Source organism: Micromonospora sp. WMMD980, assembly GCF_029626035.1.
GTDB lineage: Bacteria > Actinomycetota > Actinomycetes > Mycobacteriales > Micromonosporaceae > Micromonospora.
On sequence record NZ_JARUBE010000003.1, the window covers coordinates 2,713,011 to 2,738,261 of the forward strand.

The 25,251-nt window shown below is 74.8% G+C and carries 1 protein-coding gene; it reads right to left on the reverse strand.

Annotation, left to right across the window (positions count from 1 at the left end; all coding sequences use genetic code 11):
- Nucleotides 1–23: 23 nt before the first annotated feature.
- The gene (locus O7618_RS12670) at nucleotides 24–25,220 is read right to left on the reverse strand and encodes a type I polyketide synthase (protein ID WP_278106271.1); all 25,197 of its coding nucleotides are present in this window, start codon (nucleotides 25,218–25,220) and stop codon (nucleotides 24–26) included.
- Between the last annotated feature and the right edge of the window lie 31 nt (nucleotides 25,221–25,251).

Consider the following 25,251-nt stretch of genomic DNA (forward strand, 5'->3'; position numbering starts at 1 on the left):
GTTACCCAGGGTCAGCAGCAGCATCAGTCGTTGTCGTTCTCGAGCGCGATCTGGATCAGTGCGTCGACGTCCAGGTCGTCGATCTCCTCGGCCGCCGGACCGGAGCCCGCCGGCTCGCCGTGGGCGGCCAGCCCGGCGACGCGCAGCAACACGTCGAGGACGCCGGCGTCGCGGAGGCGGGCGATCGGCACGGTGGCCAGCGCCGCCCGCAGCGCGATCTCCTGGTCGTCCGGGTCGTGGTCCGGCCCGGCGCACAACTCGCGCTCCAGGTAGGTCGCGGCGGCGGCCGGGGTCGGGTGGTCGAACACCAGGGAGATCGGCAGGGTGAGTGCCGTCGCCGCGTTCAGTTGGTTGCGGAACTCGACGGCGGTCAGCGAGTCGAAGCCCAACTCCTTGAAGCTGCGGTTCTCCTCGACGCCGGCCCCGCCGGTGTAGCCGAGCGTGTCGGCGGCGGTGCGGCAGACCAGGTCGGCCAGCACCCGGTAGCGGTCGGCGGCGGGTAGTCCGGCGAGCCGGGCGCGCAGTTCCCCGGTGACCTCGGCCGCCGGCTCCGGCGCGTCCGCGTCGCCGGGCGCGGGTGCCACCGCCCGCATCAGCGGGCTGGGCCGCATGGCGGTGAAGGCGGCCAGGAACGGCGTCCAGTCCACGTCGGCGACCGTCACGCAGGTCTCGTCGTGGTCGACGGCGTGGCCCAGCGCGGCCAGCGCCGACCGTACCGGCATCGGCCGCAACCCGCGGCGGCGCAGGAACGCGGAAGCCTCCTCGGTGGCCGCCATGCCGGTGCCGGCCCACGGCCCCCAGGCGACGGCGGTCGCGGTGCGGCCCCGCAGGCGGCGCCGCTCGGCGAGCGCGTCGAGGGCGGCGTTGGCCGCGCTGTACGCCGCCTGGTGCCCGCTGCCCCAGATCCCGGCGATCGACGAGAACAGCACGAACGCGTCGAGCGGTGCGTCGGCGAGCAGCTCGTCGAGGTGGCGGGCACCGTCCACCTTGGCCCGCAGCACGCTCACCACGTGGTCCTCGGTGGCGGTGTCCAGCGTCTGGCCGGTGTCGACGCCGGCGGTGTGCACGACGCCGGTGACCGGCCGGTCCGCCGGGACGGCGTCGAGCACCGCCGCGAGCGCGGCCCGGTCGGCGACGTCGCAGGCGGCGACCGTCACCTGGGTTCCACCGGCGCGCAGGCCGGCGGTCAGCTCGGCGGCGCCGGGCGCGTCCGGCCCGCGCCGGCTGAGCAGGAGCAGGTGCTCGGCGCCCCGCCCGGCGAGCCACGTGGCGACCTCGGCGCCGAGCGCGCCGGTGCCGCCGGTGACGACCACGGTGCCGGCCGGGCGCCAGGGCGACCGGGCGGCGGGCAGCATGGCGGCCCGGGTGATCCGGCGGCCGAGCGCGCCGCCGTCGCGCAGGGCGACCTGGTCCTCGTCGCCGCCGAGTACCCGGGCCAGGTCGGCCCGGGTGCGGGCGGTCCAGCGGGCCGGGCCGTCGACCAGCCCGCCCCAGGTCTGCGGCCAGTCCAGCGCGGCGGCCCGGCCGAAGCCCCAGATCTGCGCGTGCGCGACGTCCACGTCCGGGTCGGCGCCGGTCTGCACGGCGGCGCGGGTCAGGCACCACAGCGGTACGCCGATGTCGGAGTCGTCCAGGGCCTGGACGACGGTGAGGGTCCGGGCGGCCGCGTCGGCCAGTCCGGCGGACGGCGCCCACAGCACCCCGGCCGGCGTGCGGCCGTCGGCCGCGGCGCGCAGGGCGACGGCCAGGTCGGTACGGGTCTCCGCGTCGCGCACCGGCACCACGTCGTCCAGCGGCGGCTCGTCGCCCGGCGCGGCGATCACCAGCCACGGCCCGTTCGCCGGCGGTGCGGCGGGGCGGTCCAGCGGCTCCCACCGCACGGCGTGCCGCAGGTCGAGTACGGCCGCCTGCTCCCGCTGCCGGCGGTGCCAGTTGGACAGCGCGGGCAGCACGCTGCCGAGCGCCTCCCGGGACGGGGCACCGGCGTCGAGATCCAGGTCGGCGGCGATCGTGTCGAGGTCGCCACCGGCCACCGCGTCCCAGAAGTGCCGCTCGGCGGCGCCGTCCTCGGCCGGGCGGGCGGCCCGGTCGGCGAGCCAGAACCGTTCGCGCTGGAACGGGTACGTCGGCAGGTCGACCCGGCGGGCGGCGCCCGGGTACCAGGCGTCCCAGCGCACCGGGGCGCCCTCGGCGAACAGCCGGCCGACGGCTTGGGTCAGGGTCTCGGCCTCGTCGCGGTCGCGCCGCTGGGTGGGGACGACGGCCGGCGCGAGTTCGCCGCCGGCCGGTTCCCGCAGGCACGCCGGCAGCATCGCGGCGAGCACACCGTCCGGCCCGACCTCGACGTACGCGGAGACACCGTGGTCCTGGAGCCACCGGATGCCGTCGGCGAAGCGGACCGTCTCCCGGGCGTGCCGCACCCAGTAGCCGGCCGAGTAGTCGTCGACCGGCTCCCCGGTCAGGCCGGACACGATCGGGATCATCGGACGCCGGTACGTCAGGCCGCCGGCCACCTCGGCGAAGTCGGCGAGCATCGGGGTCATCAGCGACGAGTGGAACGCGTGCGACACGGTCAACCGGGTGGTCTTGGCGAACCGGGGCGCCAGCTCGTCGATCGCCTCGGCGGGCCCGGCGACGACGACCGAGGTCGGGCCGTTGACGGCGGCGACGTCCACGCCCGTGCCGGCGATGGCCTCCCGCACCGACTCCTCGGACGCCTGCACCGCGAGCATCGCGCCACCGGCCGGCAGCGCCTGCATGAGCCGGCCCCGGGCGGCGACCAGGGTCACCGCGTCGTCCAGGTCGAACACGCCCGCGACGTGGGCGGCGGCGATCTCCCCGATGGAGTGCCCGAGCAGGAAGTCGGGGCTGATCCCCTGGCTCTCCAGGAGCCGGTGCAGCGCCACCTCGACCGCGAACAGCGCGGCCTGGGCGTGCACGGTCCGGTGGATCTCCTCCGCGGCGAGCGCCTCCCGCAGTCCGTCGAAGCGGGCGACGATGTCGTCGAACGTCTCGGCGAACACCGGGAACCGGGCGGCCAGCCCGGCGCCCATGCCGATCCGCTGGGCGCCCTGCCCGGTGAACAGGAACGCGGTCCGGCGGTCCTGGGCGACGCCGGTGACGACCGCCGGCGTCGGTGCGCCGGTCGCGAGCGCGTCGAGCGCGGCGGCGTACCCGACGCGGTCGGCGGCGGTCAGGACGGCACGGTGGCCGAGGGTGGCCCGGGTGGCGGCGAGCGCGGCCCCGACGTCGGCCGGGTCGAGCCGCGTCTCCCGGTCGAGCAGCTCGCGCAACCGGCCGGCCTGGGCCCGCAGCGCCTCGGGACTCTGCGCCGACATCGGCCACGGGAGTGGTCCGTCGACCGTCGGCGTGACCGCCTGGGCGTCGTCCGTGGGCGGCGCCTCGAAGATGGCGTGGGCGTTGGTGCCGCTGATGCCGAACGAGGAGACCGCGAAGCGGCGCGGCCGGTCGTCGGCGGTGTCCCACGGGCGGGCCTCGGTGAGCAGCCGGACGGCTCCGGTGGACCAGTCGACCTCGGGGGTCGGCTCGTCGACGTGCAGCGACGCGGGCAGTTCCTGGTGCCGCAACGCCATGACCATCTTGATGATCCCGGCGACGCCGGCGGCGGCCTGGGTGTGCCCGATGTTCGACTTCACCGAGCCCAGCCAGAGCGGCCGGTCCCGGTCCTGCCCGTAGGTCGCCAGCAACGCCTGCGCCTCGATCGGGTCACCGAGCTTCGTGCCGGTGCCGTGCGCCTCGACCACGTCGACGTCGGCGGCGTTCAGCCCGGCGCCGGCCAGGGCCTGCCGGATCACCTTCTGCTGGGCCGGCCCGTTGGGTGCGGTGAGACCGTTGGAGGCGCCGTCCTGGTTGACCGCGCTGCCCCGCACCACGGCGAGCACGCGGTGACCGTGGCGGCGGGCGTCGGAGAGCCGTTCGACGACGAGCACGCCGGCGCCCTCGGCCATGCTGGTGCCGTCGGCGGCGGCCGCGAACGGCTTGCACCGGGCGTCGGCGGCCAGGCCGCGCTGGCGGGCGAACGAGGTGAAGATGCCGGGGTTGGTCAGCACCGTGACACCGCCGGCCAGCGCCAGGTCGCACTCGCCGGCCCGCAGCGCCTGCGCGGCCAGGTGCAGCGCGACCAGCGACGACGAGCAGGCGGTGTCGATGGTGACGGCCGGGCCTTCCAGGCCGAACTGGTACGCCACCCGGCCGGACATGACGCTGGTGACCGAGCCGGTGAGCAGGTGTCCCTCCACGCCGTCGGGCAGGTCCACGCCGATCCCGTACGTCGAGGAGGCGCCGCCGACGAACACGCCGGTAGACGAGCCGCGCAGCGAGTCCGGGGAGATCCCGGCGCGTTCGAGGGCCTCCCACGACACCTCCAGCAGCATGCGTTGCTGGGGGTCCATGGCGAGGGCCTCGCGCGGTGAGATGCCGAACAGTCGGGCGTCGAACCCGGCGGCGGCGTCGACGAAGCCGCCCTCGCGCACGTAGGTGGTGCCGGCGCGGTCCGGGTCCGGGTCGTACAGGTTCGCCAGGTCCCAGCCGCGGTCGGTGGGGAACCCGGTGATCGCGTCGCGGCCGCCGGCCACCACGTCCCAGAGCTGCTCCGGCGAGGACACACCGCCCGGCAGGCGGCAGCCCATGCCCACCACCACGACCGGGTCGTCGTCCCCGACCTGGACTGCCGGTCGGGCGACCGGCGCGGCCGGGACGCTGTCGCCGGTCAGCCGTTCCAGGAGGAACCCGGCGAGCGCCGTGGGTGACGGGTAGTCGAAGACGAGCGTGGCGGGCAGCAGCACACCGGTGGCGGCGCGCAGCCGGTTGCGCAGCTCGACCGAGGTCAGCGAGTCGAAGCCGAGCGCCTTGAACGGTTGGTTCGGGCTCATCGCCTCGGCGGGTTCGTGGCCGAGCACGGCGGCGGCGTGGCCGACGACGGTGTCGAGCACGAACCGGTGCCGGGCGGCCTCGGGCAGCGCGGCGAGGCGGCTGGCGAAGGTGTCGGTGTCCGGTGCGGCGACGCCGGCCCGGCGCAGGGCCGGTCGGACCAGCGACCGCAGCAGCGCCGGCACCTCCACCTCCCCGCCGCGATAACCCGACAGGTCCAAACTGATCGGCACCACATGCGACAACGGCAGACGCACCGCCTCGTCGAACAACGCCACACCCAACGCCGACGACAACACCCCACCGATACGCGCCACCGCACGCTCATCCAAATGCGACGTCATCTCCGACAACGCCGCCCACAACCCCCACCCCACCGACAACCCCGGCAAACCCCGCGCCCGCCGAGCCGCCACCAGACCATCCAGAAACGCGTTCGCCGACGCATACCCCGCCTGACCCGCCGTACCGAACGTCGCCGACGCCGACGAGAACACCACGAACCACGCCAGATCCCGGCCCCGCGTCAACTCATCCAGATGAGCCGCCGCCACCGCCTTACCCGCCCACACCGACGCCACCCGCTCGCCGGACAAACCCTCGAACGCCCCGTCATCCAACACACCCGCCAGATGCACCACACCCGACAGATCCTCGATGTCCTCAAGCACCCCGGCCAGCGCCCCACGATCCGCCACATCCGCCGCGACCACCCGCACCCGCGCGCCGGCCTCCTCCAGCCGACCCACCAGGTCCCCCGCACCCGGCGCGGCCGGACCACGACGCGACACCAACACCAGATCCCGCACCCCGTGTGCGGCCACCAGATGCTCCGCGAACAACCCACCCAACACACCGGTGCCACCGGTCAACAACACCGTCCCCGACGGCACCGACGGAATCGTCAACACGATCTTGCCCACATGCCGGCCCTGCGACATGAACCGGAACGCCTCCGCCGCATCCCGCACGTCCCACACCCGGAACGGCAACAGCGACACCTCGCCGCGGTCGACCATCGCGAGGACTTCGCCCTGGATGCCGGCGGTGCGTTCCCAGCCCTCGGTGGCGAGGTCGAACGTCGGGTAGCGCACGCCGCGCTCGGCGAGTTCGGCGGGGTCGCGGTAGTCGGCCTTGCCCATCTCCACGAACCGGCCGCCGTCGTCGAGCATCCGCAGCGACGCGTCGATGAACTCACCCGCCAGCGAGTTCAAGACCACATCCACCCGGCCGAACGCCGCCTCGAAACCGGTGTCCCGCGACGACGCGATGTGCGCGTCGTCCAGACCCAGACCCCGCAACACGTCCCACTTGCCCGGCGACGCGGTCGCGAACACCTCGACACCCCAGGCCAGGGCCAGCTGGACGGCGGCCATGCCGACACCACTGGCGCCGGCGTGCACCAGCAGCCGCTCGCCGGCGCGCAGACCCGCCACGTCCCGCAACCCGTAGAACGCGGTCACGTAGGCGGTCGACACGGACGCGGCCTGCGCGAACGACCACCGCGCCGGCATCGGCGAGACGAGCCGCCGGTCGGTCACCGCCACCGAGCCGAAGGCGCCCACGTACGAACCGAAGACGCGGTCGCCGGGCTTCAGGTCGGTGACGTCCGGGGCCACCTCGAGGACGACGCCGGCGCCCTCGGAGCCCATGATGCTCGTCGCGGTGTGCACGCCGAGCGCGACCAGGACGTCGCGGAAGTTGACGCCGGCGGCGCGCATCGACACCCGCACCTGACCAGCCGCCAACGGCGCCAGCGCGTCGTCGGCCGGCACCAGCGCCAGGCAGTCCAACGACGACCCGCCCACCACGTCGAGGCGCCACGCCGGAACCTCCGGCACGGCGAGCGACGACGACGGCAACGCCCGCACCAACCGCGGCACGAACACCACCGAATCCCGCACCGCCACCTGCGGCTCACCCAACCCGGCCAGCCCACGCAGGAACCCGTCCCCGTCGCCCCCGTCGCTGTCGACGAGCACGATCCGACCCGGATTCTCCGACTGCGCCGACCGCAACAATCCCCACACCCCAGCCGCGTACGGGTCGACTGCCGCGCCGCCGACCGGCACCGCAGCGTTGACCACCACAACCAGGACGCCATCGATCGTCGCCGCGAGCCACCCCTGAACCCGTTCCAACACCACTGCGACGTCCGGCGCGTCCACCCGCCACACCTCGGCCGGCACGTCCACGGCGACCGCGTCGCGCAGCGGCGACCAGTCGACCCGCAGCAGCGCCTCCCGGGTGCCGGCGGCGGTCGGCAACCCGCCCGCGCCCAGCGCCCGGAAGTCCAGGCGCTCGACCGTCGCGACCGGTGCGCCGGCCGGGTCGGTCACGGTGACGCTGACGGCGTCCGGGCCGGCGGCGCTGATCCGTACCCGCAGCGCGGTCGCGCCCACCGCGGACAGCTGGACGCCGGTCCAGGCGAAGGGCAGCGCGAGGCCGTCCGCCGTGACGAAGTCGCCCAGCCCGACGGCCTGCAACGCGGCGTCGAGCAGCGCCGGGTGCAGGCCGTAGCCGGCGCCCTCGGTGGCGATGTCGGCGGGCAGCTCGACCTCGGCGTACACGTCGTCGCCGACCCGCCAGGCCCGGTGGAGGCCACGGAAGGCGGCGCCGTAGCCGTAACCGGCGGCGGCCGCGGCCTGGTAGAACGCCGGCACGTCCAGGACCGTCCCGTCGGCCGGCGGCCAGGCGCCGAGACCGGCCGGGGCGGCCGGGCCGGTCGGCTCCAGCATGCCCGAGGCGTGCCGCGTCCAGGACCCGTCGGCGTCGTGCTCGGGCCGGGCGTAGATGTGCAGGGCCCGTCGTCCGTGCTCGTCGGCCTCGGCCACCCGGACCTGGAGCTGCGCCGCGCCGTCGTCGAGCACGAGCGGCGCCGCCACGGTCAGCTCACCGATCCGGCGGTCGCCGGTGCGCTGGGCGGCCTGCAGGGCGAGTTCCAGGAAGGCGGTGCCGGGCAGGACCACCCGGCCGGCCACCCGGTGGTCGGCTAGCCAGCCCGGCGAGGCGGGCGCGACCCGGCCGGACAGCAGCACGCCGTCGGTGTCGGCGAGCACCGTGGTGGCGCCGAGCAGCGGGTGGGTCAGCCCGGACAGGCCGATCGCCGCCGCGTCCGCGGCGCCGGCCGCCGGCGCCGGCCAGTAGCGGCGCCGGTGGAACGCGTACGTCGGCAGGCCACGCACCGCGCCGGCGCCGGTCGCCGCCGACCAGTCGACGTGACCGCCCAGGGCCCAGAGGTCGCCGGCCGAGCGCAGCATCCGCGCCAGCCCGCCCTCGTCGCGGCGCAGCGAGCCGGTCACCAGGCCGCCGCGCTCCCCCACGCCGGCGACCAGCACCGGGTGCGGACTGGCTTCGACGAACAGCCGGTGCCCGGCGGCGATCAGGCCGGTGACCACCTGGTCGAAACGCACCGGGCGGCGCAGGTTCTCGAACCAGTACGCCGCGTCCAGCTCCGCCGCGTCGACGAGGCCGCCGGTCACCGTCGAGTGGAACGGCACCGCGCCCGCCCGCGGGGTCAACCCGTCGAAGGCGGCCAGCAGCTCCGCGCGCAGGCCGTCGACCTGGGAGCTGTGTGAGGCGTAGTCGACCGGAACCTGCCGGCACCACACGCCCCGCTCCGCGCACCGCGCCAGCACCGCCTCGATGCCGGCGACGTCGCCGGAGAGCACCACCGACGCCGGGCCGTTGACGGCCGCCAGCGACATGCCGGGCAGCTCGTCCAGCAACTCGGCGGCGGCGTCGGCGCCCATCGCGACCGCGATCATCCCGCCGGTGCCGGCGATCGCCCGCAGCGCGCGCGATCGGACGGCCACCACCATCGCCGCGTCGGCGAGCGACAGGATCCCGGCGACCGCCGCCGCCGCGATCTCGCCCTGCGAGTGGCCGACCACGCCGGCGATCTCCACGCCGAGCGACTGCCAGACGGCGGCCAGCGAGACCATCACCGCCCACAGCACCGGCTGTACGACGTCGACCCGCGACATCCAGCCGTCGTCCGTCGACCGCAGCACGTCGAGCAGCGACCAGTCGACGTACCCGTCGAGCGCCGCCGCGCACTCGGCGATCCGGGCGGCGAACACCGGCGACTCGTCCAGCAGCGCCGCGGCCATCCCGAGCCACTGGGCGCCCTGCCCGGGGAAGACCAGCACGACACGGCCGTCGGCGTCCGTCACCGGCTCGCCGGGTCGGATCGCGGTCAGAGCGGCGAGCAGGTCCTCCCGGGTGGACCCGACGGCGACGGCCCGGTGCTCCAGCACGGCCCGGCTGGAGCGCAACGCGCCGGCCACGGCGGTCACGTCGAGGTCGGGCCGGGCGGCCACGAAGTCGGCGAGCCGGCGTGCCTGCCCGGTCAGCGCCTCGGCGGAACGCGCCGACAGCAGCCACGGCACCGCCGTTACCGCCGGCCCTTCCGGCTGCGGCGCCGGCTCGACGGCCAGGGGCGGCGGGGGCTCCGCCAGGATCACGTGCGCGTTCGTGCCGCTCATCCCGAACGACGACACTCCGGCCCGCCGGGTCCGGTCCCCGGCGGTCCAGTCCCGGGCCTCGGTCAGCAGCCGCACCGCGCCGGACGCCCAGTCCACCTTCGTCGACGGGGCGTCGACGTGCAGCGTCGCCGGCAGCACACCGTGCCGCATCGCCAGCACCATCTTGATCACCCCGGCGACGCCCGAGGCGGCCTGGGTGTGGCCGATGTTCGACTTGATCGACCCGAGCCAGAGCGGCTCGTCGCGGTCCTGGCCGTAGGTGGCCAGCACCGCCTGCGCCTCGATCGGGTCGCCCAGCTTGGTACCGGTGCCGTGCGCCTCGACGACGCTCACCTCGGCGGGGCTCAATCCGGCGTTCGCGAGGGCCTGGCGGATCACCCGTTGCTGCGCGGGTCCGTTCGGCGCGGTCAGGCCGTTCGACGCACCGTCGGAGTTGGTCGCGGAACCGGCGACCACGGCCAGGATCTCGTGCCCGTTACGGCGGGCGTCGGACAGCCGCTCCAGCAGCAGGACGCCGACGCCCTCACCCCAACCGGTGCCGTCCGCGCCCTCGGCGAACGCCTTGCAGCGGCCGTCGGGCGCCATCCCGCCCTGCCGGGAGAACTCGGTGAAGATGCCGGGCGTGGAGACGACCGCCACCCCGCCGGTCACGGCGAGGTCGCACTCGCCGGCCCGCAGGGCCTGCGCGGCCAGGTGCAACGCGACGAGCGACGACGAACAGGCGGTGTCGACGGTGACGGCCGGGCCTTCCAGCCCGAAGACGTACGACAGCCGCCCGGAGACGACGCTCGCCGAGGTGCCGGTGGCCAGGTAGCCGTCGTGACCGGTGCCGGCGGCGAGCACGCCCGAGTAGTCCTGGGTGTTCGAGCCCACGAAGACCCCGGTTGACGTGCCTGCCAGCGAGGTCGGCGAGATGCCCGCCTTCTCGAACAGCTCCCAGGTGGTCTCCAGCAGCAGCCGTTGCTGCGGGTCCATCGCCAGCGCCTCCCGGGCTGACACCCCGAACAGCCCGGCGTCGAACTCGGCCGCCCCGTCCAGGAAGCCACCCATGGTGGTGTCCGAGCCGCCCGCCGCGAGCCCGTCCAGGTCCCAGCCCCGGTCCCCGGGGAACGGCGTCAGCACGTCCTCGGCGCCCTCGACCACCGCCCACAGCGACTCGGCCGAGTCCACCCCGCCCGGGTAGCGGCAGGCCATGCTGACGATCACCACCGGGTCGCCGCTCACCGCGGCGACCGTGGTCGTCGCGACCGTGGTCGGCGCTTCGACGAGGCGCTCCAGCATCCGGACGATCGCGGTCGGGCTGGGGTGGTCGAAGGCGAGGCTGGCCGGCAGCGTGAGCCCGGTCAGCGCCTGCAACCGGTCGCGCAGCTCGACCGCGGTGAGCGAGTCGATGCCGAGGTCCTTGAACGCGCGGCCCGGCGGCACCCGGTCCACGTCGGCGTACCCGAGCACCTCGGCCACCGTGCGGCGCACCTGCCCGAGCACCGACCGACCGCGTTCGGCCGCCGGCATCGCGGCGACCTCCGTCGCCCAGCGGCTCGCGGTCGGGACCGCTTCCGGTTCGGTGGCGTACACGTGCCGGAGCAGCGGGCTGGGCCTAGAGGCGGTGAACGCCGGCCCGAAGCGCGCCCAGTCGACGTCGGCGACGGTCAGGCAACCGGTGTCGGCGTCGACCGCCTCGGCCAGCACCCGGACCGCCAGGGTCGGCGGCATCGGGCGCAATCCGCGACGGCGCAGGTAGTCCTCGGCGCCCTCGTCCGCGACCAGCATGCCGGCCTCGGCCCACGGACCCCAGGCGATCGCGGTGCCCGCCTTCCCGGCGGCCCGGCGCGACTGCACCAGCGCGTCCAGGAACGCGTTCGCGGCCGAATACGCGGCCTGGCTTCCGCTGCCCCACACGCCGGAGATCGACGAGAACACCACGAACAGGTCCAGCTCGCCGGTCAGCGCGTCCAGGTTGACCGCGCCGGCGACCTTGCCGCGCACGATCTGCGTGAACTCCTCCGGGGTGGACTCGGTCAGCAGGCCCACTCCGGAGATCCCGGCGGCGTGCACCACGCCGCGCAGGTCCGGGATCCCGGCCAGCAGCTCCGCCACCTGCGGACGATCCGCGACGTCGCACGCCACCACGTCCACCCGCGCCGGCGACAGCTCCGCCACCAACTCGGCAGCACCCGGCGCGTCCATCCCCCGCCGCGACGTCAACACCAACCGCGACACCCCACGACCCACCAGCCAACGGGCCACCTGAGCGCCGAGCGCCCCGGTACCGCCGGTGACCAGAACCGTACCGTCCCACGTCCGAGCCTCGGCCGGCGCGCTCGCGGCGGCCGGACGCAGCCGGCGGACGTACACCCCGTCGCCGCGCACCGCGACCTGGTCCTCGTGTCCGCCGAGCACGGCGGCCAGGCGACGGCGCGCCTGCTCGTCCGGTTCGGCAGGGGCGTCGATCAGGCCGCCCCACAGCTCCGGCAGTTCCAGGGCGGCCACCCGGCCCGCCCCCCACACCATCGACGCGGCGACGTCGGTCAGCGGGTCGGACCGGCCCACCGACACCGCCCCGGCCGTGACCCACCACAGGCGGGTCCCGTCGAGGGCGCGCACCGTCGTCAGAAGCTCATGCGCGGTGGCGGGCAGCAGCGACACCACCCCGGCGACGTCCGGGTCGAGGCCGACGAGACCCTCCTCGCCGACCAGCATCTCGGTGAAGTCCAGGCCGGTGCCGCCGAACATCGCCTCGGCCATGCCCGGCCGTGGCACGAGGACGACCCACCGTCCGGCGGCCGGCGCGGGCGGCTCGGCGGTCGGTTCCCAGGTGACCTCGTAGCGCCAGGAGGCGGTGGCGCCGGCCGCCACCCGGCCACGTCGCCACTCGGCGAGCGCGGCGCCCAGCGGGGCCGGTACGTCGGTGTGCAGCAGGTCGGTCAGGCTCTCGTCCTCGACCGCCCGCCAGAACGCCGCCTCGACCGGGTCCGCGGTGCGCGGGGACCGCCAGTACCGGTCCCGCTGGAAGGCGTACGTGGGCAGGTCGACGCGGGGCGCGACGGGCAGGACCGCGGTCCAGTCCACGGGCACGCCGACGGTCCACAGCCTCGCGACGGCGTGCAGGAGGCTGTCGGTCTCGTCGCGGTCCTTGCGCAGTGCGGGAACGGAGGTGAGGTCCGGCGTGGCGGTCGCGGACAGCACGCCGGCCGGGCCGACCTCCAGGCAGCGGGTCACGCCGTTCGCGGCGAGCCAGGTCGTGCCGTCGTGGAAGCGCACCGCCTCGCGCACGTGGCGCACCCAATAGTCGGCGGTGAACTCCTCGACCGGCTCCCCGGTCAGGTTCGACACCACGGCGATGCGCGGCTTCTGGAAGTCGAGGTGCGCGATCGCGGCCGCGAACTCGTCGAGCATCGGCTCCATCAACGCCGAGTGGAACGCGTGCGAGACAGTGAGCCGGGTGGCCTTGGTGAACCGCGGCGCCAGCTCCTCGACGGCGTCGGCCGGGCCGGAGAGGACCACCGACGTCGGCCCGTTGACGGCGGCGATGTCGACGCCCGTGCCGGCGATGATCTCCCGCACCGACTTCTCGGTCGCCTGCACGGCGAGCATCCCCCCGCCTGCGGGCAGCGCCTGCATCAGCCGACCCCGCGCCGCGACAAGCGTGACCGCGTCGTCCAGGTCGAGCACGCCCGCGACGTGCGCGGCGGCGATCTCCCCGATCGAGTGCCCGAGCAGGAAGTCCGGGGTCACACCCCACGACTCGAACAGGCGGAACAGCGCCACCTCGACCGCGAACAGACCGGCCTGCGTGTAGACCGTCCGGTGGATCGCGTCGGAGTCGATGGCCTGCCGCAGCGGCATGTCGAGGAGTTGGTCGAAGCGGGCGCAGATGGCGTCGAACGCCGCCGCGAACACCGGATACCGGGCGTACGAGCCGGCGCCCATCCCGACGCGCTGCGCGCCCTGACCGGTGAACAGGAACGCCAGACCGCCTTCGGACACCACGCCCGAGATCGCCGGTGCCTGGAGACCGGTGAGGAAGTCGTCACGCGCACCGGCCAGCACCACCGCACGGTGCTCCAACGCCGCCCGCCCGGTCGCCAGGGACCACGCCACCGCCGCCGGGTCCAGCTCCGGGTCGGCGGCCACGGCGTCGTGCAGTAGCCGCACCTGACCCGCCAACGCCTCCGCCGACCGCGCGGAAACCAGCCACGGCACCGGCCCGTCGACCCGCGGCGCCTCGACCGCCGCCGGCTGCTCGGCCGGCTCTTCCAGAATCACGTGGGCGTTGGTGCCGCTGATCCCGAACGCCGACACGGCGGCACGCCGCGAACCACCGTTCGCCTGCCACGGCCGGGCCGCGGTGAGCAGCTCGACCGCGCCGGCGGCCCAGTCCACGTGCGGGGACGGCTCGTCGACGTGCAACGTGGCCGGCAGTACACCGTGACGCATCGCCAGGATCATCTTGATGATCCCCGCGACACCCGCGGCGGCCTGCGTGTGGCCGATGTTCGACTTGATCGAACCCAACCACAACGGCTGCTCACGATCCTGCCCGTACGTGGCCAGCAACGCCTGGGCCTCGATCGGATCACCCAGCCGGGTGCCGGTGCCGTGCGCCTCCACCACGTCCACGTCGCCGGTGCTCAGACCGGCGCTCGCCAGGGCCTGGCGGATCACCCGCTGCTGCGCCGGCCCGTTCGGCGCGGTCAGGCCGTTGGACGTGCCGTCGGAGTTGACCGCGGAACCGGCGACCCTTGCCAGAATCCGGTGTCCGTTGTGCACCGCGTCCGACAGCCGCTCGACCAGCAGCATCCCGACGCCTTCGGCCCATCCGGTGCCGTCGGCGGCACCGGCGAACGACTTGCACCTGCCGTCCGACGCGAGGCCGTCCTGGCGGGCGAACTCCGCGAACACGTCCGGACCCGTGATCACGGTGACCCCACCGGCCAGGGCCAGATCGCATTCGCCACCACGCAGCGCCTGCGCCGCCAGGTGCAACGCCACCAGGGAGGACGAGCAGGCCGTGTCCACGGTCATCGCAGGGCCCTCGAACCCGAACGAGTACGACACCCGACCCGAGATCACACTGTTCGCCGTACCGGTCAGCACGTGACCGTCGGCGCCGTCAGCGGTGTAGCCCGAGTGCGACGCGCCCACGAACACACCCACGGGCCGACCCCGCAGCGACCGCGGGTCCACCCCGGAACGTTCCAGCGTCTCCCACGACACCTCCAGCAACATGCGTTGCTGCGGGTCCATCGCGACGGCCTCGCGCGGGGAGATCCCGAACAGGCCGGCGTCGAAGCCCGTCGCGGTGTCGACGAAACCACCCACCGCCGCGTACCCGACGCCGTCGGGCACCGTCCACCCCCGGTCGGACGGGAACACCGACATGCCGTCGCTTCCACCGGCGACCAACCGCCACAGATCCTCCGGCGATTCCACCCCGCCCGGATACCGGCACGCCATCCCCACTATCACGATGTCGTCGCCGGTCAGCGGCTGCGCCACGGCGGCAGTCGGCGCACCGGTCCGGCCACCCAGTCCCAACGCGTCGAGGAGGTGGTCGGCGAGGAGCTGCGGCGTCGGGTGGTCGAACACCAGAGATGACCCCAGGTGCAGACCGGTGGCCGCGTTGATGCGGGTCTTCACCTCCACCGCGGTCACCGAGTCGATGCCCAGGTCCCGGAACGCGGTCTGCGGCTCCACCTGCCCCGCCCCGGCATACCCGAGCGCCTTCGCGGTCTGGGTACGCACCAGCGTCAGCAGTTGCCGGCGCCGCTCCGCCTCGGGCAGACCCGCCAGGCGCGCGGTCAACGCGCCACCATCGGTGACCGCCTCCGACGCGACGACAAGCTCACCGAACAGCGGCGCCGGCCGCTGGGCGGCGAACGTCGCCACGAACCGCGACCAGTCCACGTCGGCGACCGTCGTGGTCACGTCACCGGCGTCGACCGCGAGCGCCAGGGCCTGCATCGCCAGATCAGGATCCATCGCGGCCAGGCCGCGCCGGGCCAGGTAGTCCTCCGCACCGGCCGCGCCCGCCATCCCACCCTCGGCCCACGGACCCCACGCGACAGCGGTGCCGGTCTTCCCCACCGCACGGCGAGACTCCACCAGCGCGTCCAACGCCGCGTTACCGGCGGCGTACGCAGCCTGACCACCGCTGCCCCACACACCCGCGATCGACGAGAAGACGAGGAACAGGTCCAGATCGTGGTCTGCGGTCGCCTCGTGCAGATGCAGCGCACCAGACACCTTGCCCGACACCACCGACCCGAACGACTCCGCCGACGCCTCCAACAGACCTTCCATGCTGGACACACCCGCGGCGTGCACCACACCGGTCAGATCCCCGATACCGGCCACCACCGCACGCACCGCGTCCCGGTCGGCGACGTCACACGCCACCACCGACACCTCGGCACCCGCAGCGCTCAACTCCGCCACCAGATCGGCGGCACCCGGCGCCCGGTCACCACGACGCGACACCAGCACCACCCGGTCGGCCCCACGCCCGACCACCCAGCGCGCCACCCGCGAACCCAACGCGCCCGTCCCACCCGTGACCAACACGGTCCCGGACAACGACAACGGAGTCGCCGGTCCGGCCGGGGCGGCGCGTCGCAGGCGGCGCGCGAAGACCCCGGAGGCGCGTACCGCGAGCTGGTCCTCGCCGTCCCCGGCGAGGAGCGCGGTGAACCGGCGACCCTCCCGCTCACCCAGGACCGCCGGCACGTCGACCAGACCGCCCCACGTCTGCGGCAGCTCCAGCGCGGCGACGCGACCCACACCCCAGACCGTCGCGGCGGAGACGTCGGTCACCGACTCCGACCGACCCACCGCGACCGCGCCACGCGTCACCGCCCACACCCGGGCTTCGGTCCCGGCGTCCGCGACCGCCTGGAGCAGCACGGTCAACGACTGACCAGCGCTGCCGGCCCAGACGACGCCCCGGACGTCGGTGGCGACGGTCAACACGCCGGTCAGCACGCCACGGTCGGCCGGCCCCTGCACCCGTACCACCTCGGCGCCCGCCGCGGTCAGCGCGGCGGCCACGTCGGTGGCGTCGGTCGGGTCGTCCGAGACCACGAGCCATGCCCCGGACAGCGCCGCCGGGCCGGGTTCCGCGATCGGCGTCCAGCCGATCCGGTACCGCCAGCCCTCCACCACGCCCTGCGCGCGCCGCCGGCGACGCCAGGCGGACAGCGACGGCAGCAGCCCGTCCAGGGCGGCCGCGTCGTCGGCGGCCAGGCCCAGCTCCGCGGCCAACCCGTCCCGGTCGGCGCGCTCCACCGCCGACCAGAAGCCGCCGTCCTCGCCACCGGCCACCGGCGCCGGCTCCGACGGGGTCAGCCAGTAGCGGTCTCGCTGGAACGCGTACGTCGGCAGGTCCACCCGGCTGGGTGACCGCCAGCCGGTGACCGCCGGCCAGTCGATCGCGACCCCGGCCGTGAACAGGTCGGCCAGCGCCCGCAGGGCGGCTCGTTCCTCGTCCTGGTCCTTGCGGAGCACCGCCACGCCGACGCCGTCGCGCACCAGCCCGGTCAGCACGGCCGCCGGGCCGACCTCGACGAAGCGGCTGACGCCCTGCGCGGTCAGCCACCGCAGCCCGTCGTCGAAACGCACCGCCTCGCGCACGTGCCGCACCCAGTGGTCGGCGGTGAACTCCTCGACCGGCGCACCGGTCAGGTTCGACACCACCGGGATGCGCGGCGGCAGGTAGGCGAGCCCGGCCGCCACCGACCCGAACGAGGCCAGCATCGGCTCCATCAGCGACGAGTGGAACGCGTGCGACACGGAGAGCCGGGTCGTCTTCGCGAACCGGGGCGCCAGCTCGTCGATCGCCTCCACCGGACCGGAGACCACCACCGACGTGGGGCCGTTGACCGCCGCGACGTCCACGCCCGTGCCGGCGATGACCTCCCGCACCGACTCCTCGGACGCCTGCACCGCGAGCATCGCGCCACCGGCCGGCAACGCCTGCATCAACCTGCCCCGCGCCGCCACCAACGTGACCGCGTCGTCGAGCGACATCACCCCCGCGACGTGCGCGGCGGCGATCTCCCCGATCGAATGGCCCAACAGGTAGTCCGGAGTCACCCCCCAGGATTCGAGGAGCCGGAACAACGCCACCTCGACCGCGAACAACCCGGCCTGGGTGTGCACGGTCCGGTGGATCGCCTCCGAACCCAAGGCCTCCCGCAACCCGTCGAACCGATCCACGATCCCCTCGAACGCCTCCCCGAACACCGGGAACCGCGCCACCAGACCCGCGCCCATCCCGACGCGCTGCGCACCCTGACCGGTGAACAGGAACGCGGTCCGGCCGAGCTGTTCGGTGCCGGGAACCAGGCTGCCGTCGCGTACGGCTGCCAGGCCGTCGAGAAGCTCGCCGCGGTCGGCGCCGACCACCACGGCCCGGTGCTTCAGGGCCTTGCGGCCGGTCGCGAGGGTGTGGCCGACGGCGGCCAGGTCGAGCGGCGGCGTCGCCGTGGCGGCGGCGTCGAGCAGCCGGCCGGCCTGGGCCCGCACCGCGTCGGCGGTGTGGCCGGTGACCACCCACGGCACCAGGCCCGGCGTCGGCTCCGGTGCGGCCGCGGGCGCCGGGGGCGCCTGTTCGAGCACCACGTGGGCGTTCGTGCCGCTGATGCCGAACGAGGAGACCGCCGCCCGCCGGGCCCGGTCGGTCTCCGGCCACGCGGCGGGCTCGTCGAGCAGGCGCAGCGCCCCGCTGCTCCAGTCGACGTGCGACGAGGGGTGCGTGGCGTGCAGCGTGCGGGGAAGCCGGCCGTGCCGCATCGCGAGCACCATCTTGATGACCCCGGCGACGCCGGCCGCCGCCTGGGTGTGGCCGATGTTCGACTTCACCGACCCGAGAAGCAGTGGACGGTCCGGATCCCGGTCCCGCCCGTACGTGGCGAGCAGCGCCTGCGCCTCGATGGGGTCGCCGAGGGCGGTGCCGGTGCCGTGCGCCTCGACCGCGTCCACGTCCGCGCCACGGAGTCCGGCTCCGGCCAACGCCCTGTCGATCACCCGTTGCTGGGAGGGCCCGTTGGGGGCGGTGAGGCCGTTGGAGGCGCCGTCCTGGTTGATCGCGGACCCGCGTACCAGGGCTAGGATCTGGTGGTTGTTCCGCTGCGCGTCGGAGAGCCGTTCGACGACCAGGACGCCGGCGCCCTCGCCCCACCCGGTGCCGTCGGCCTCGGCGGAGAACGCCTTGCACCGCCCGTCGGCGGCCAGTCCGCGCTGCCTGTCGAACTCGACGAAGATGTCCGGCCCCGCCATCACCGTGACGCCACCGGCCAACGCCATGTCGCACTCGCCCTGCCGCAGCGCCTGCACGGCCAGGTGCAGCGCCACGAGCGACGACGAGCAGGCGGTGTCGATGGTGACCGCGGGGCCTTCGAGGCCGAACGAGTAGGCGACCCGGCCGGAGATCACGCTCGTCGCGATGCCGGTCAGGACGTGCCCCTCGGCCTCGGGCGGCAGGTCCGCGCCCTGGCCGTACCGGGAGGCCGCGGCGCCGACGAAGACGCCGGTCTGGCTGCCGTGCAGCGTCGCCGGGTCGATGCCGGCCGACTCGAAGGCCTCCCAGGAGGTTTCCAGCAGCACCCGCTGCTGCGGGTCCATGGCGAGCGCCTCGCGCGGTGAGATGCCGAACAGTCGCGCGTCGAAGTCGGCGGCGTGGTCGATGAAGCCACCGACGCGGGTGTAGCCGTCGTGGTCGGCCACCCAGCCGCGGTCGTCCGGGAACGTCGAGATCGCGTCGGTGCCGGCGATCAGCAGGTCCCACAGGTCGGCCGGGCTCCCGACCCCGCCCGGGAAGCGGCAGCCCATGCCGACCACGGCGATCGGCTCGTCGGCGTCGAAGGTGGCGACGGCGGCCGGCTTCGCCGCGTCGCTCGTGCCGGCGAGTTGCCGGCCGAGGTAGGTGGCGAGCACTGTCGGGTTCGGGTAGTCGAAGACGACGGTGGCGGGCAGCCGGATCCCGGCCGCCGCGTTGAGCCGGTTACGCAGCTCGACCGAGGTCAGCGAGTCGAAGCCGAGGTCCTTGAAGGCGTGCCGGGCGTCGACGGCGTCGGCGCCGCTGTGGCCCAGGACCGCCGCGACCTGGTCGCAGACGAGGGCGACGAGGGTACGCTCGCGCTCGGCCTCGGGCAGCGCCAGCAGGCGGCGGGCCAGGCCGGAGCCGCCGCCGCTGTGCTGGGCTGCGCGTCGGCCCGTGCCGCGCACCAGGCCGCGCAGTAGCGCGGGCACGGCGCCGGCGCGCCGGAACGCGGCGAGGTCGAGGGTGGCCGGGACGAGGTGCGCGGCGGGCAGGTGCCGGGCCGCGTCGAACAGGGCGAGGCCCAGCTCGTCGGGGAGGCCGTCGCCGGCCCGGGTGACCCGGTCGGCGTCGGTGCCGGTCAGCCGGCCGCCCATGCCCGCGGCGTTGGCCCACAGACCCCAGCCCAACGACTGCCCGACCAGACCGAGACCACGACGGTACGACACGAAGCCGTCCAGGAACGCGTTCGCCGCCGCGTACGCCGCCTGACCCGCCGACCCGAACACCGCCGACACCGAGGAGAACACGGTGAACATCGCCAGGTCGAGGTCGCGCGTCAACTCGTGCAGGTGCACCACCGCGTCGACCTTGGGCGCCAGCACCCCGGCCACCCGATCCGGCGTCAGGGCGGTGAACACGCCGTCGTCGAGCACCCCCGCGCAGTGCACCACACCGGCCAGCCCGTCGATGCCGTCGAGCACCGCGGCGAGCGCGTCGCGGTCGGTGACGTCCGCGGCGACGACACGCACCCGCGCGTCCAGCTCCGGCGCCGGTCCACCGGAACGGCTCACCAGTACCAGGTCCCGCACCCCGTGGGCCTCGACCAGATGCGCGGCGAGCAGCGCGCCCAGACCACCGGTGCCACCGGTGATCAGCACCGGCCCGTCCACCTCGCGGGGAACCAGCACCACGTTCTTCCCGATGTGCGCGCCACGACTCATCGCACCCAGCACCGCCGGCAGTTCCCGCACATCCGCCACCGTCGGCGGGAGCAACCGCAGCGACCCGGACTCGAACAGGGCGACCAGTTCGGCCAGCATCACCGCCGTGCGCTCCGCACCCGCCTCCGACAGGTCGAACGCCTTGTACCAAACACCAAGATCCCGCTCTACCTCAGCGGCGTCACGGATGTCCGCCTTGCCCATCTCCACGAAGCGGCCACCCGGCGACACCATGCCGAGCGACGCGTCCACGAACTCACCGGCAAGCGAGTCCAACACCACATCCACACTGCCGAACGCACCCGCAAAACCCAGATCCCGCGACGACGCGATGTGATCCGACGCGACGCCGAGACTTTCGACCGCCGGCCACTTCGCCGGCGACGCGGTCGCGAACACCTCCGCACCCCACAACCGCGCGAGCTGCACCGCCGCCATACCCACACCACCGGCAGCGGCGTGCACCAACACCCGCTGACCGGCCCGCAGACGTCCGAGGTCGTCCAGCCCGTACCAGGCCGTCAGGAACGCCATCGGCACCGCAGCCGCCTGCGCGAACGACCAACCCTCGGGCATCCGCGCGACCACCCGATGATCCGCCACGATCTTCGGGGCGAACCCACCGTGGAACAGGCCGAACACCCGATCGCCCACGACCAGGTCCGGCACGTCCGGGCCGACCTCGACCACCACACCCGCACCCTCGGAACCCATCACCGCGTCCGGATCCGGATACACCCCCAGACCCAGCAGCACGTCCCGGAAGTTCACCCCCACCGCGCGAACCGCGACCCGCACCTCACCCGCACCCAGCTCCACGGCGGGAGCGGCGACGACATCGAGGCTCGACAACGCGCCGTCACCACCCGGAGCCACCCGCCACGACCCGGTGGCCGTCGGCAGGGTGAGCGTGGTCGCGGGGAGGGCGCGGGTCAGCCGGGGGGCGTACACGTCGGCGCCGCGCACCGCCAACTCCGGCTCGTCCCGGTGGAGCAGGTCGGCCAGCAGCGTCTCGGACGGCTCCGCGTGGTCCAGGTCGGCGAGCACGATCCGGCCCGGGTTCTCGGTCTGCGCCGAGCGCAGCAGACCCCGCACCGCCGCACCGGCCAGGTCGGTCACCGGGCCGGCGACAGGCACCGCGCCCCGGGTCACGACCACCAGCCGACCATCGGCGAAACGGTCGTCGGCCAGCCACTCCTGAACGCCGGTGAGGGCCTCGGCGACGGCCGTGCGCACGTCGTCGGCGCGGACCGGCAGCACGACGACGTCCGTGACGGGCGCCTCGGCGCGCGACGGCGGAAGCGCGGTCCACGTCACGGCGTACATCGCGTCCCGGGTCGCGCCGCCCGCGACGGAGTCGAGCTGGTCACGGCGGGCCGGACGCAGGACCAGGCGACCCACGGTGGCGACCGGCGCGCCGTCCACGTCGGCGACCTGGAGCGTGACGGCCTCGGGGCCGTCGGCGCGCAGGCGGACCCGCAGCGTCGGGGCGCCGGAGGCGTGCAGCCGCACCTCGGACCAGGCGAACGGCAGGCGGGCGGCGCCGTCGTCCGGCAGCAGGCCGCCGAGCGCGGCGGCGTGCAGCGCGCCGTCGAACAACGCCGGGTGCAGCGCGAACCGGGCGGCGTCGGCGTGCGCCTCGGTGGGCAGCGCGACCTCCGCGTAGACGTCGCCGTCGAGCAACCACGCCTCGCGCAGTCCGCGGAACACCGGGCCGTAGCGCAGGCCGGTACGCGCGGCGGCGTCGCCGTAGAAGTCGCCGAGATCGACCGGTGCGGCGCCGGCCGGCGGCCAGGCCGCGAGGTCGAACCGGTCGGCGGTGGCGGTGGTGGCGAGCGCGCCGGACGCGTGGCGGGTCCACTCCGACTCCACGCCGGCGTCCGGTTCGGGCCGCGCGTACACCTGGACCGAGCGTTCGCCGCCGTCGTCGGTGACCCGCACCTGGAGCTGGACACCGCCGGTGGCGGGCAGCACCAGCGGGGTCTCGATGGTGAGGTCCGCGATGTCGAGCCCGCCGGCCTGCTGGGCGGCGCGCAGCACCAGCTCGACGAAGGCGGTGCCGGGCACCACGACGCGGTCCAGCACGACGTGGTCGGCGAGCCACGGGTGGGTGTGCGCGGAGAGGCGGCCGGTGAGGAGGATCCCGTCGTCGTCGGCGAGCGTCACGGCGGCGGTGAGCAGGGGATGCTCGGCGGCGGAGAGACCGGCGGCGGCGATGTTGCCGTGGCCGGCGCGGGCCGGCGGCCAGTAGGACTGCCGCTGGAACGGGTAGGTGGGCAGGTCGACGTGCCCGGCCGGCGGCAGGATCGCGCTCCAGTCGACGGGCACGCCGAGGGTCCACAGCCGGCCGACGGCGGCCAGCACCGTGGCGACCTCGTCGCGTTCCTTGCGCAACGCCGCGACGCAGGTCAGCTCCGGCGCGGTGAGCGCGCTCAGCACGCCGGCCGGGCCGACCTCCAGGCAGCGGGTGACGCCATGGTCGGCGAGCCAGGCCATGCCTTCGGCGAACCGGACCGCCTCCCGGACGTGGCGCACCCAGTAGTCGGCGGTGAACTCCTCCACCGGGACACCGGTCAGGTTCGACACCACCGGGACACGCGGCGACGCATACGAGATGTGCGCGATCGCCGCCGCGAAGTCGGCCAGCATCGGCTCCATCAGCGACGAGTGGAACGCGTGCGACACCGTCAACCGGGTGGCCTTGGTGAACCTCGGCGCCACCTCGTCGACGGCGTCGGCCGGACCGGAGATCACGATCGACGTCGGGCCGTTCACGGCGGCGACGTCGACATCTGTGCCGGCGATGATCTCCCGCACCTCGGCCTCGGACGCCTGCACCGCCAGCATCGCGCCGCCGGCCGGCAACGCCTGCATCAACCGACCCCGAGCAGCGACGAGCGTGACCGCGTCGTCGAGCGACATCACCCCCGCGACGTGCGCGGCGGCGATCTCCCCGATCGAATGGCCCAACAGGTAGTCCGGAGTCACCCCCCAGGATTCGAGGAGCCGGAACAACGCCACCTCGACCGCGAACAACCCGGCCTGGGTGTGCACGGTCCGGTGGATCGCCTCCGAACCCAGGGCCTCCCGCAACCCGTCGAACCGGCCCACGATCCCCTCGAACGCCTCCGCGAACACCGGGAACCGCGCCACCAGACCCGCGCCCATCCCGACGCGCTGCGCACCCTGACCGGTGAACAGGAACGCCAGGGCACCCGGCTCGACGACCGCGCCGCCGACCGGCCCGGCGAGCGCCGCCGCCAGGTCGTCCAGACCGTCGGCGACGAGCACGGCTCGGCTGTCGAGGGCCGCCCGCGTGGTGGCGAGGGCCGATCCGAGGGCGGCCGGGGTCGGCGTCGCGCCCGACGACAGCAGGGCGGCGAGCCGCGTCGCCTGCTCCCGCAGGCCCGGCCCGGTCCGGGCGGACAACACGAACGGCGTCGGCCCGGGCCGCTCGGCGGCCGGCTCGTCCTCGACCGGCGCGGCCGATTCCAGCACCACGTGGGCGTTCGTCCCGCTGATCCCGAACGAGGAGACGCCGGCCCGTCGCGGCCGGCCGGTCTCCGGCCACGGGCGCGCCTCGCGCAGCAGCGCGACCGCGCCCGCCGACCAGTCCACGTGCGGCGTCGGCTCGTCGACGTGCAGCGTCGCCGGCAGCAGACCGGCGCGCATCGCCATGACCATCTTGATGATCCCGGCGACACCCGCCGCCGCCTGGGTGTGCCCGATGTTCGACTTGACCGAGCCCAGCCACAACGGCCGGTCCTCCGGCCGGTCCTGCCCGTACGTGGCCAGCAGCGCCTGCGCCTCGATCGGGTCGCCCAGCTTCGTGCCGGTGCCGTGCGCCTCGACCGCGTCCACCTCGGCCGGGGACAGGCCGGCGCCGGCCAGCGCCTCCCGGATCACCCGCTGCTGCGAGGGCCCGTTCGGGGCGGTCAGCCCGTTGGAGGCGCCGTCCTGGTTGACGGCCGTGCCACGCACCACCGCCAGCACCCGGCGCCCGTGACGCTGGGCGTCGGAGAGCCGCTCCAGCAGCAGCAGCCCGGCGCCCTCGCCCCACCCGGTGCCGTCGGCGGCGGCCGCGAACGGCTTGCAGCGCCCGTCGGCGGCGAGCCCGCGCTGGCGGCTGAACTCGACGAACGCGGTGGGCGTGCTCATCACCGTGACGCCGCCGGCCAGCGCGAGGGTGCACTCGCCGCGGCGCAGCGACTCCGCCGCCAGGTGCAGGGCCACCAGCGCGGACGAGCAGGCGGTGTCGACGGTGACGGCCGGGCCCTCCAGGCCGAACGCGTAGGCCAGGCGGCCGGAGATGACACTCGCCGCCGTGCCGGTCGCCAGGTAGCCCTCGGTGGTCTCGTCGTCGCCGGCGAGCAGCGAGCCGTAGTCCTGGCCGTTGGTGCCGGCGAACACGCCGATCCGCTGCTGCCGGAGCGAACGCGGGTCGAGGCCGGCCCGCTCGAACGCCTCCCACGCGGTCTCCAGCAGGATGCGCTGCTGGGGGTCCATGGCGGTGGCCTCGCGGGGGGCGATGCCGAACAGGCTCGCGTCGAAGCGGTCGACGCCGGCCAGGAAGCCGCCCTCCCGGACGTACGAGGTGCCGTGTCGCCCGGTGTCCGGGTCGTAGAGCGCGTCGACGTCCCAGCCCCGGTCGCCGGGGAACGGCGCGACCGCGTCGTGCCCGCCCGCGACCAACTGCCACAGCCCTTCCGGGCTCTCCACCCCGCCGGGGAACCGGCAGCTCATGGCAACGATGGCGATCGGCTCGCGGGCACCCTCCTCGACCTCGCGGAGGCGCCTGTTGGCCTGGCGCAGCTCGCCGGTCATCCACTTCAGATGGTCGAGAAGCTTCTGTTCATTCGCCATGGCTGTCCCCTAGTACGCGGTGTCGGTTCCG